Raw genomic sequence first — 1819 nt, 5'->3', positions numbered from 1 at the left:
CTAAAATAGAAACTCCGCAATTAGCTATAAATCTAATTCTTGAACAGCATCAAAGATACATCAAACAACTACTAAGAGACCAAGAAAAGAACAATCAAACCTAAGATGACAAAGTAGGATTATACCATAAAGCAAATAGTGTACCTGTTAACTATGTTTTTTATAGTATCATATGTCTTTGCACAAGACAACTATGACTATACTTTTTTAGAAAAGTACCCAATTAAAAAAGTTCCTCTAAAAGAAAAAACCATATTAGACAAAAATGCACCAAAACAACATATCACGCAAAAACAAAAAAAGGCGCTAAGCTTTCCAAAAATTGACAAAGATTGGGAGCAGTTAGATTGTGGGGTATTGTATGGTATAGCATTGACTGAAACATATAAAACAATAGTACTCTATTATTATTGGGGTGAAGAGCTACATACCGTACTTGCTAATTATGATAAACAGTACAATTTAATAGATCATGAACAGCTAGCATATGATGAAGATGCAGAAGGTTGGTCTCTATCAGAAAGCACAATCACTAGGCATCGTATTCATAGAATGGATGCATTATATACAGAACCAGCACAAATCTCATATACTAATTTTGTGTTTAGCCAGAAAGGAGAAATTATTGAAGAAGATGTTTATAATAAACGAGAAAAACCAGGTTCTTGCATTCCTTATTTTGATCCTCAGGAAATTAAATATATCCAAGCTTTAAATGGACTTAATCTAAGAGATGAAAATGGTACTAAAATAGGAAAATTAAAGTATGGATCAAAAGTGAAGATCAATAAATATACTCCTAAAAAACTCACAGTCAATGATAATGGGAAGATTATCAATGGAAATATCGTTGAAATTTGTAATTATGAATCTGGATATAATAAAAAAAGATATGTTTTTGATGGGTATTTGGTAAAAAACAAAGACTTGAAATTATTTGACTCGCAACTATATCAATCCAAAATTATAACGAATGGAACAAGAAATTACTCAGACAAGGTATTTTCAATCACTATGAGTAACAAAAATACTGCTGGTATTCCCACAAAATTTATAACTAAAAATAAAAAGGTTCAGGTAATAAACGACACCATAAGGCTTCCTTTAGCAAATGGAAAGAAAAAACTTCTTCAAACTACTAAAAAATATTTTGAAGGTGCTGCGTTTAACTATATAGGAGACATCAATTCATTACACTATTATCTTATCGCAGGTGAATATTTTGAAGAAGGAGATTTTTTCTTTGTAGACAAAAATAATGGAGAAATAAAAGAACGCTTTCCTGGCTATCCATATATCGCACCTGATAAAAAAACGATTGTTTGTTTTCACTTCAATCCATATAGTGATGAATCTCAATTTTTAATATATAATTTAGATGATCATGACAACTATGTTTTAAAATATACTATAGAACCTAAATATTGGAGTCAGAATCTAGAAAAAACAAAAATTATTTGGACTTCTAACACCTCATTTATAGTAAATATTACTCCTATTGCAACCTTATGGAATGATTCTGGAAATTACAATAACTAAGCATATGGCGTGCCGATAGGCTAGCGCTATATGATCTGTTGACTGATCTGGGATTTGGTGATAAGGGGGAATTCGAGAGGTTTGCTATACCCTTAACAAGAAAGAAAATCGTTAGGATGTCACTTTAGCATTTTTTTATGGTAGCAGATTACCTCAAAAAACGATATTTCAAAGTAGTTTTCATGCTTTTTATGAGGATTTGGTTGGTTTTTGGTCTTTTTCCTTCATTTTGGGCAATGGTATAGTAGGGTTCTTTTTAGAACCTGTTTTAAGTATTGTA

The 1819-nt window shown here is 30.6% G+C and carries 1 protein-coding gene; it reads left to right on the top strand.

Going from position 1 to position 1819, the window contains the following annotated elements:
- Window positions 1-153 precede the first annotated feature (153 nt).
- Window positions 154-1539 carry a hypothetical protein gene (locus CVD18_RS22155; RefSeq protein ID WP_103867620.1) on the top strand — a complete coding sequence of 462 codons (1386 nt, stop codon included), beginning with the start codon at window positions 154-156 and terminating at the stop codon, window positions 1537-1539.
- Window positions 1540-1819: the final 280 nt, after the last annotated feature.

This window comes from Aquimarina sp. I32.4 (assembly GCF_002924285.1).
In the GTDB taxonomy this organism is placed as follows: Bacteria; Bacteroidota; Bacteroidia; order Flavobacteriales; family Flavobacteriaceae; genus Aquimarina.
This window is presented reverse-complemented; position numbering and strand designations above follow the sequence as displayed.

Coding starts and splice junctions, on each gene's coding strand:
- CVD18_RS22155 (WP_103867620.1), top strand. CDS start 154: ATGTTTTTTATAGTATCATATGTCTTTGCACAAGACAACTATGACTAT.